The 9,407-nt window shown below is 37.4% G+C and carries 9 protein-coding genes and 2 pseudogenes; 4 read left to right on the top strand and 7 right to left on the bottom strand.

Features of this window, described 5'->3' with window-relative positions; translation table 11 throughout:
• Together FJR37_RS17095 and FJR37_RS17090 are read left to right on the top strand one after the other, a co-directional pair.
• Window positions 1-253: pseudogene (locus FJR37_RS17095) on the top strand (hypothetical protein); the annotation flags it as partial.
• Between the two features lie 11 nt (window positions 254-264).
• Window positions 265-555 carry a hypothetical protein gene (locus tag FJR37_RS17090; protein WP_039204235.1) on the top strand — a complete coding sequence of 97 codons (291 nt, stop codon included), beginning with the start codon at window positions 265-267 and terminating at the stop codon, window positions 553-555.
• A 104-nt stretch (window positions 556-659) separates the two neighbouring features.
• Here the strand turns inward: FJR37_RS17090 and FJR37_RS17085 are convergent, their stop codons facing one another.
• The 5 genes and pseudogenes from FJR37_RS17085 to cruG all read right to left on the bottom strand — a co-directional run bounded on the left by FJR37_RS17085 (window position 660) and on the right by cruG (window position 3,938).
• Entirely contained in the window at window positions 660-875 is a 216-nt protein-coding gene (locus tag FJR37_RS17085; RefSeq protein WP_027401856.1) for an NAD(P)H-quinone oxidoreductase subunit O, read from the bottom strand.
• 92 nt (window positions 876-967) lie between these two features.
• A pseudogene (locus tag FJR37_RS27025) lies at window positions 968-1,126 on the bottom strand (glycosyltransferase family 2 protein); the annotation flags it as partial.
• A 305-nt stretch (window positions 1,127-1,431) separates the two neighbouring features.
• The gene (locus FJR37_RS17075; RefSeq protein ID WP_168466609.1) at window positions 1,432-2,070 is read right to left on the bottom strand and encodes a Shedu immune nuclease family protein; all 639 of its coding nucleotides are present in this window, start codon (window positions 2,068-2,070) and stop codon (window positions 1,432-1,434) included.
• A 15-nt stretch (window positions 2,071-2,085) separates the two neighbouring features.
• Window positions 2,086-2,385: a hypothetical protein gene (locus tag FJR37_RS17070; RefSeq protein WP_039204237.1), complete on the bottom strand. Its 300-nt coding sequence runs from the start codon at window positions 2,383-2,385 to the stop codon at window positions 2,086-2,088.
• A 383-nt stretch (window positions 2,386-2,768) separates the two neighbouring features.
• Window positions 2,769-3,938, bottom strand: a complete 1,170-nt coding sequence (cruG, locus tag FJR37_RS17065) for a 2'-O-glycosyltransferase CruG (RefSeq protein WP_371416130.1) — start codon at window positions 3,936-3,938, stop codon at window positions 2,769-2,771.
• 738 nt (window positions 3,939-4,676) lie between these two features.
• Between cruG and FJR37_RS17060 the strand changes: the two genes are divergently transcribed.
• Complete coding sequence (locus tag FJR37_RS17060; protein ID WP_168466608.1) at window positions 4,677-5,879, top strand: AAA family ATPase; 1,203 nt, start codon at window positions 4,677-4,679, stop codon at window positions 5,877-5,879.
• An 80-nt stretch (window positions 5,880-5,959) separates the two neighbouring features.
• On the top strand, window positions 5,960-7,258 hold the full coding sequence (locus tag FJR37_RS17055) for an amino acid permease (protein ID WP_168466607.1): 1,299 nt from the start codon (window positions 5,960-5,962) through the stop codon (window positions 7,256-7,258).
• A gap of 501 nt (window positions 7,259-7,759) precedes the next feature.
• On the opposite strand, the gene FJR37_RS17050 is transcribed toward FJR37_RS17055, so the two are convergent.
• Together FJR37_RS17050 and FJR37_RS17045 are read right to left on the bottom strand one after the other, a co-directional pair.
• Window positions 7,760-8,161, bottom strand: coding sequence for a hypothetical protein (locus FJR37_RS17050; protein WP_168466606.1), 402 nt, complete (start codon window positions 8,159-8,161; stop codon window positions 7,760-7,762).
• Window positions 8,161-9,354 (bottom strand): AAA family ATPase, encoded by a 1,194-nt coding sequence (locus FJR37_RS17045; RefSeq protein WP_168466605.1) that lies wholly within the window; start codon window positions 9,352-9,354, stop codon window positions 8,161-8,163. The genes FJR37_RS17050 and FJR37_RS17045 overlap by 1 nt, the downstream gene beginning before the upstream one ends.
• Window positions 9,355-9,407: the final 53 nt, after the last annotated feature.

Here is a 9,407-nt window from a genome sequence, read left to right as displayed (position 1 = left end):
AGCAGCCGCTCTTTACTATCTCTACAACAAACAAAAAAACGCTCAAGGAACAGGAGCAAAAGGCAAATATTATCTCTCCAAAAATGGGCGCGTATATTACCGTGATGAGCAAAACCGCGCTCACTGGGTAACTCCTCCCCCAGATGGTATTCGTGTTCCCGAATCAGAAGCGCAAAAGTATAGTGAATTCCAAGGCTATAACGGACGCACCACAGGTCGGGATCTCACTCAACTACCAGAGGCAACACAATAAGGAGACAGATCATGGTTAACGACTTTTTGCAAAAGGCGAAAGATTTTTTAGTAGGGTTAGGCGATAAACGAGATCAAGAAGAAATCCGTCCACCTCGTGATGATCTAAACGAAGCAAATTTTGGTGATGTTCGTCCCGCTAGTGAAGACCCCTATGGCGACCCCGCCAACCAAGGCAACTTTGGTGATGTTCGTCCCGCTAGTGAAGACCCCTATGGCGACCCCGCCAACCAAGGCAACTTTGGCAATGTTCGTCCCGCCAGTGAAGATCCCTATGGCGACCCCGCCGACGAGGAAAATTAACTATCTGGTGAAAATTAAATCTGCGTTTTCCAGAACCCTTGTAGAGACGTTCCATGGAACGTCTCTACTTTTTTGGAGATATCTATTTCTATCAGACATCTAAATTAGGCAAACTCTTCCAACTGTGACAACTTTAACCAAATATTGGGCGTTGGTACTTGTCCAAACTTCACCAAAGCATAATCACCCTTGATATCCACAATTTCCCCTTGGGTTTCAAACAAGTAACTAGGTAAACGGGAATCACTAGCCTGTGCTTCTAGACTATTTTCTAGCTTTTCCCGAATAGCCCGCACCATATTTCCTTTTTTAATCGCCATAAGTTCCCCTCGTTCCAAAATAAACGCTTTTACTGAAAATTTTAGCCTGTACCCAGACACAAGGGGAATTTTTCTATTAATCACCTGGTTTTCTAGCCGACATCATCCCCATATTTCCGCCCGCGCCATTGCTTAGGAGTGTGAAATGCAGATAAAAAGATGGGTAGCACCGCTAAAGGGTCAGCCAAAGGAGAAAGCCAGAATAACCAACCACCAGTGGCATCTTTCCGATCATAGGAGGGAGCGATCGCGGAGCTAGAAGCTGCTCAAGCTCTTTTAGTTCCCACCTTCCGCACCCCCTGGTGTCACAATCGGTAATTTCGGATTTTTGAATACCTTAAAGGATAATTTTTATACAAAAATTGGGAAATTTCAGATAGCGATAGCGAAGCGCTGCTGCAAGCAGTTCGACAGTCCCAAATCTCCAAACGACCAATTTTCGTTGTGTGACAGTTTAGGGTGCGGAAGGTGGGTTAGTTCCCTCCCCAAAGCATCGGGGAGGGTTAGGGTGGGGTAATTTGAGGAATAATGGTGATTCGATAACTTGTGTGTACGTTTAATTGTCTACTTCCGCCGCCAACTGATACTTTTCAAGTCGGAATAACAGATCATCATATAATTCATCAAAAGTCATACAGTAGACTTGTTTAGAATTTAGGATCAGGTTTTTCTGTCGCCATTCCAGCCTCTTTTTTTCTCTAGGTTCTAAATGCTCATTTCTGCCAATAATTAGCAATCCCATATAGTCAATATTTCTGGCAGTAAACCTATCTTCAAAAGCATCTGTTTTTTCTAAATCGTCCAGTTTCCAAAACCAATCTAAAATCTGGCTGAATCCTTTTTCAAATCTGGAAGACCATTCAGGAGTATTTTTTCCAGATTTAGAGACAAATATACTGTTAGATGCAGCACCTTCAAACTCCACAAAACAATAGGATTTTTTAATAGAATCTCCAATTACTAAGTCAGCCGCAAAATCTCCAAATATGTCATACTCAAATGCCAGACGATTAAATCTATTAATTTTGGGATGATAAGATCCAATAAATGCTGATAAATGATGATTATCCCTGAAAAAGGGCACAATACCATCTTTTTCAGATAAAGACTTATTTTTGTCTAATAGGTAGCGGAGTTCTCTAAGTTGACTTCTAGCAATATGGGGATTAAAGTCAAGTTTAATAAAATCTTTCATGGGTTATACTTAAAGTTAGCTATTTGCTGCCGCAAAAATTTCTAACCTATCGTGAGTCATCAAATCTAAAACTTTAATTTCATCGGGATTGTCCATATTTAAAATTGCTCTCAAGTTGGGATTGATTAGCAGTAAATAGAGTGGTTCATCTATCTTCAGCTTTTTAATGAAATTAGCTGATATTGCTGTTTCTATCCCAGCATTAGCTAAATTCATCAAAGTTTGAGATACAGTTTGTTTTTCTTGAGGGGAAAGTGCATCCAAAGCAGATTGAACGCGCTTATGGAGGGTGATCTGAACTGGGCGATCGCTCATGTTATTTTAAGTTAGAACTATATATAGTATAACGTCACTTAATTGTTGTCATCACTTCTCCTCTCAAAAAATGCCCTTTGTGCAGATGTTTAATAAATCCATAGAGCAAATAAATGTAGAGAATTTACAGATACACTAATTATAATAGCCTGTGTTCTTTAAGGGAACACCAAAAAATAAATTACCCAATTTTGTGGGATGGGCATCCTGCCCGTCCTTGATGATTAGCGGGCAATTCGTCCCGCACCACAAGAAATTTTTGGGTATTTTTTTAATTGGAAGTCCCTAAGAACCAAGATATTTTTTCATGATTAAGATCGCTCCCTCCCCACAAGACAAACTGGAATAAAGAGCGATACCCTCAGTCAGCGCCCTAAATAGCCTTAATCTCCATATTTCCGCCCGCGCCATTGCTTAGGAGTGTGAAATGCAGATAAAAAGATGCGTAGCACCGCTAAAGGGTCAGCCAACGGAGAAAGCCAGAATAACCAACCACCAGTGGCATCTTTCCGATCATAGGAGGGAGCGATCGCTAATAATAAGGCAAAGCGAATCACCACCAAAAATATATTCAATCCTAACAACAGTAGCGCCGGCAGTGAAAGCACCAAAGAAGGCAGCGACAAATAACCCAGTAAAATCAAAATAGGTAAACCCTGCACCGCCGACAATACCCATAAATCCCCCCAAATCTGAGCGGGAGAAGCAGCATCCTTCAAATCAAGGCTGCGCCCCCATTCGTTCCAAGTTTCCCACGCCCCCTCATACATCCTCACCCTTAGCACCTTAGCCCCATCCAAAAAGCCCACCTTAAAGCCCTTAGCGGCAATATTCCGCGCCAAAGTCACATCATCACAAAAAGAACCCTTCGCGCTGGTGTAACCATCCACAGCCTTTAACACAGACCGACGACACAAAAAACACTGACCATTAGCCATTACCCGTTCCGGTTGTTCAGTATAAATCCCCGTCGGATCAAATCTATACAACAACGTCATTAACAAAGCCGGTTGTAACCAACATTCCCCCGGATACTTGAGAATAAACTGCGGTGATAAAGATACCAAATCATAACCTTTAGCGATCGCAGTTTGCACCAAACTCGCCACCAAACCAGCATCAGGTTGGATATCTGCATCCATACCCAAAAACCACTCACTCCCCTCAGAACTGAACAAAAAACCATTATGCAACGCCCAAGGACGACCCACCCACCCAGAAGGTAAAGGATCATCCGTCATCACCCGAAAGCGTGGGTCAGTCGCTGCTGCGGTTTTTACCAAATCGGGAGTACCATCTTGAGAGCGACTATCAACCACAATAACTTCCCGAACCTCATAACTTTGGCGAGTCAAACCAGCCAAAAGCGGACCAATCCGCAACGCCTCATTTAACGTCGGTACAACCACGCTCACACTGCCTAAAAGTTCCGGTGTTGGCTGTTGTGGTGTTAAAGCTGGATCACGTCTAGGACCCTTCAGCAACCGGGAAAGCAAAATCGCCGTTGCCGGTACTTGGACAAGTAGCAATAGGAGTGGAATAATATTTAGCAATTTCAACCCTGACTTTTTGTATAAACTAGCTACTTTAAATCTTCTCGCAATTTAGGCAAATTGACCTAAATTATCCAGCGATATGCAATAGGCATTAGGTTTCTGGAGATTATCGGTTTCATCTAATACTTTTCCAACAACCTCTAAGGACAGGCTACGCCATCAGCATTAAGCAGCAAAACCTTTTGGTGTAATGCTATAGTATGTTACTTGACACTCTCCGGTCTAAAGACGTGGAGATTCTATAGAGAGTTTCAGTCTATATCCCTCAGTTATCCCAGTTTCAGGATTGGTTCCTTAAATATTTGGGTTCTTGCCCTGATTTCGTCGGACTTGGCGGGCGAAATCATATCTGACAAGCGTAACTTTCCGAGAGTCCCCCGGTAGCTTTTTATGTCTTTAGTGACAATTTGATTGTATCACGAATATGGATTAAAATTTGAAATAATTTCAAATTTTCAAATTAACGTCATTGCAGGATAAAGGAAAGCAACTAGTACAAAACGGCGTAAATAAACCAACCATTCTAAATCCTCCAAAAGCCTATGCTGTCTTCATTTTGACTTTTGACTTTTGACTTTTGACTTCCGCCTTGCGGTACTAGCCTTCATCCCTTGTCTGAAGCCCAGATGCGTTCGACTTAGGAGAACGCATCTTCAAGGGTTTTCGGCATCTACTTTATAAGTGTGATTAAAAAGTTGTGCATCATTGCCTGTTTCAACAGAGAATAATTTGACTATGGATTTTGACTATTTCCGAACCAACGAAAGTAATAACACCAATAAGAACTTTCAACACTTGTTATCTAGTGGTTGGCGACCATTTCACAGAGATTTTGATTGGGAATACTTCGGTAAAATTCTATTCCACGACACTCAAGAATTAACCCAGAAAAGTATTAATTTAGCCAGTTATTATGCTGATGCTTTAGCGAGAAAAGAATATGCTTGGTGGGCAAATATTTTAAATTTAGCTTCAGATTACACCCGTGGTGAATTCCAAAAATATTGGAATTATATTACACCAGATATGCTCACCCCAGAACAGCGCCATAAAGACTTTTTAACCACAGAAACACCCCTAGTCCAATTTGTCAGCCGCAACAGTATTCCTATTGATTACGTCCTGAATCTTCTCCAAGAAATAACCGTCTTACGAGTTTTAAAACTATTAGAACGTCCTGATATTATCACCCAATATTACTCAGAAAGAGACTTTTATTTCCCCGTTGAAAAATTTGTAAACTGGGAAAGACTAGATGTGGTTAATACAGTTTATGCCTACTGGTCAGAACATGATATTTGGTTACAAATTGAAGCTTATGAAAGAGGCAGAAGAAATTATACTTTAATGGCTAAAAATATCAAGCCATTAATTAATAAAGCCACCTATGATCTAGCAGTCATGCTGAGTGGATATCAAAGTCGTGTTGGGAAAGTTCATAGTCAGTATTCATTACCAACATTTCCCCAAGATATTCAAGATTTTACTGACATAGTTCAACAAACAATTTTAGATCAAAATCAATTAGCCGTTGTAGTACATGGCGCACCAGGTACAGGGAAAACAGCATGGACACAAAGTGTTGCTAAAGAAATTCTTGTCCCTTTAGGATATGTAATTTTCATTTTAGATCATGATGCCATCACTAACTTTGTGCCGCCAACATATTTAGAAAAGATTTGTATTATCATCAACGAAGCTGATAATTTAGCTCAAGATCGAGCTTCAGAAGTAGCACAATATAACAACAAAACCGAGCATATTTTAGCCTTATTAGATGGGACATTATACCAAAGTATAATTGACGAATCTGGTATTCAAATGCAACAGAAATTGGTCATACTAATGACTTGTAATACCACGGAAAGATTAGATCCAGCCATGTTACGTAAAGGTAGAGTAGACTTAATATGTGAGTTTACCAAAAAATTTGTTTAATTAACCACAAGACAATATCCCCGACTTCTTCAAGAAGTCGGGGATATAAATAATCTCAATAACACTAATTACCTGCACTTATGAATAAAAAAGAACAAACAGTAACGCGATTATTTTCCCATCTAAAATTTGATAATCATAAATTTCAACATCAACCCGGTAGTGTTTTAGGAAATACAGCTTTAATTGTCGGAACTACCATTGGGGCGGGGATTATTGGATTACCTGCTGTAACTTTACCATCGGGGATTATACCATCCACAATCCTACTTGTTACTGTATGGCTGTATACTTTAACTTCCGGTTTATTAATTGCAGAATTGACTTTAAATGTGATGAGATTTGAGGGTATTTCTCATATAGGTTTATTAGCAATCATAGAAAAGATTCTCGGTAAACCAGGAGCGAGAATTGCCGGAATTGCCTATGTATTTAACCACTATGCCCTGTTAGTGGCATATATGACTGAAGGTGGCAAAATTTTAACAACCACAGTTGATAAAGTTTGGGAATTAGAGTATATTTCACCTCAGTGGGTAGGAACAGTCAGTTTTTTTCTCGTATTTGGTAGCCTAATGTATTGGGGTAAAGATAGATTGATAGAAAGAATAAATGGTATATTCATTATTATTTTATTAATTACTTTTTTGGGTTTATTAATATTAGGAGGAATGCAATTTCAAAACTCTCAACTTCTAGTACAAAATTGGCAATCTATTGGTAATGCTATTGCTATTATATATGTAGCAATGTTCTTTCACAGTATTATTCCACTGGTTGTAACTCAATTAGAAGGAGACATTAATAAAATTCGCCAATCTATGATTATTGGTTCATTAATTCCCTTATTCATGTTTTTAGCTTGGAATGCTGTTATTTTAGGCTGTATGACTCCAGATATTTTATCGCATAATTTCGCAAATGAGAGCGTATTTGATCCACTGCAAATTCTGCGAACTGGTCAATCAGGAGAATGGTTTGCTGTCTTATTATCAATTTTTTCTGAATTTGCAATTGTGACATCATTTATAGGTATTACCTATGGTTTAGCAGACTTTTTTCAAGATATTTCCATCATTACCAAAAGCGAAATTTCTCGTTTACCTCTCTATTCCTTAGTGTTGCTTCCACCTCTGAGTTTAGGAACATTTAATCCTAATATCTTTTTTCATGCTTTAGAATACACGGGAGCATTTAGTGTTTCCATTCTCGGAGGAATTATGCCAGCACTAATGAGTTGGAAACAAAGTCAAACACCAGAATTTGCTAATGGTAACTATCAAACCCTAGTTCCTGGGGGAAAAATAACATTAATATTTATTATGGTCGGGGCATTATTTTTAATATGTAGACAAATTTTGGTAATATATCAATTTTGAAAAATGTGAATAAAACCTCTCTTATCGGGTAATGACAAGAGAGGATTTGGAGCTAAAGTCCGGTAGGGTAATCGGGCTATTTAATATTTAATATTTATTCGGGTTTAATCCAGTCCCCCCTAAGACATATAAATTGATGATTATCATCTACAATTGGTATCATTTACGAATTTGCATAAAAAAATCCCTTGTTTGTATAGTGCAAACAAAGGGATATACTGTTAAAGTTCGTCAGGTGATCGGAATGTTTAATTATTTAATACTTATTGGGTACGTCTTGATTCCTCCATTGGGTAGATAAAAATTTGTGATATGAAGATATTTTTGTATATTTTTAGACTATTAACATAAATACATTTATTCATATAAGTAATTGGACAAAAATATTTACAGTCATTGCGAGCGAAGGGAAGCAATCACAACCCTTGCGATTGCTTCATTTCACTTCGTTCCATTCCCAATGACATTGTGTAATTAATTCTGTCTCACTACTTATCATATTCATGAAGAAATCATGAATTTATCAATATATCCGACAAATTCTCCCAAACTAGGAACACTATTAGCAAGGTTCAAACCTCTTTCCAACTTAGATTTGTCAGCTATGGATATTGGATAAACATCTCTTAAACCTATTACTCTATCATAGCCATCTTCAGTTAAACAATGATACCACTCCTTCATGTCTGAAACAACACTTTCATCACGGCATGAGTTATAAATTAATACATAAAATTTTGTTTCTGAAGTGACAGAATCTTTCATTATTACTTTATCAAAGTTAATTCCTTGCCGAGATTTAATCTCTATGGAAATCTGAAATTTTCCAGCAATTTCTCTCAGCAACTTTGCGACAAAAATCTGTTCTGTTTTACCCTCTACAAAAATAGCTAATTTTTTCACTATTCTATATTTTCCTCATTACCAAACCCCTCAATATAGAATTGAGTTGCAAAAAAGTCGAAATTGTTTAACCCAGTGAATTTAAAATCATCAAATATTTCCTTTGAATTATGTATGTTATGAAGTTTAGCTAATCCTGGTGTCCTTTCAATCACTGACCAATATTCCAAAGGAACACCATTCATAATAAATCTGTCATTGGTAGTCATAATTAGCTGAACTAATCCAGTTTGTGCTTTGCTAATAAGCAACTTAACCATCGCTGATGATCTTTCAAAATCGAGTCCTTCTCCAATATCATCTATTAAAATACAACTAGGATTTTTAGCTAACAGTGAGTAGTTTACTTGAATAATTAAAGATAATACTCTAAACATCCCTTGAGATATTATTGATTGTTCAGTTTTATCTTTTAAATCACTTTCTTGAACATAAATATATTGCGGTTTTACTTCTAGCAAGTAGGATTTACCTTCTTGAAAAATTGAAGTTGCTGGCGTTTTAGTACCAATTTCATCTATTCTGTAACCAACAGATAACATATCTGATTTGATAGATTCAATAAAACTCTCTCCTAACTCTTTTTCTCCTAATTTGAATATGCGAATTACATGATCTTTATTTTTGAAGTTTATATTTTTTTTGATTATCGCAACGCTTTCGGTGTTAATTACATCAAGACTACTTCTGCCTAAATCTGTTCCAAATTCGTAATACCTCAATAAACTTGACCAAGTGTAAACTTCTTCAAAAAAAGGATGCTGGATAGAATCTCTTCGATGGAAAGCAGCGACTTCATTAGTAGGTGTTTGAAAATCAATTTCTTTTTCTAATTGTTTAGCCCAAATTTTACCTTCACCTGATTTATCTCTCTTGAGGTAAAATTTAGATCCAATAGTGTAACTTTCTTCAATTACTAGACTATTCTCAACTTTCAATATGTAGACTTTTTTATTATCTTCGTTATGAGAATCAAAAGTTAGTTTCCACTCTCTTAACCTACCATCAAGTCTACTAAGCTTTTCTTCACCAGATAGAAAATCTGATAAAAATTTAATACTTCTAAGAATTCTCGATTTACCAGAGGCATTTTTACCAACAATTAAGTTGACATTACCTAATTGACAACCATCTAAACGCCACTCGCTTGGCAAATCTTTATCCTGACAATATTCTACAAAGTCTAATCTCATATAGTTTTACTATTTATACTTAATTAAAGTAATAATAACTTATTATAGCCTAT

Origin of the sequence: Aphanizomenon sp. UHCC 0183, assembly GCF_009712065.1 — a bacterium.
In the GTDB taxonomy this organism is placed as follows: Bacteria; Cyanobacteriota; Cyanobacteriia; order Cyanobacteriales; family Nostocaceae; genus Dolichospermum; species Dolichospermum heterosporum.
The sequence above is the reverse complement of the archived record's forward strand: the minus strand, read 5'-3'. Positions and strand labels throughout refer to the sequence as shown.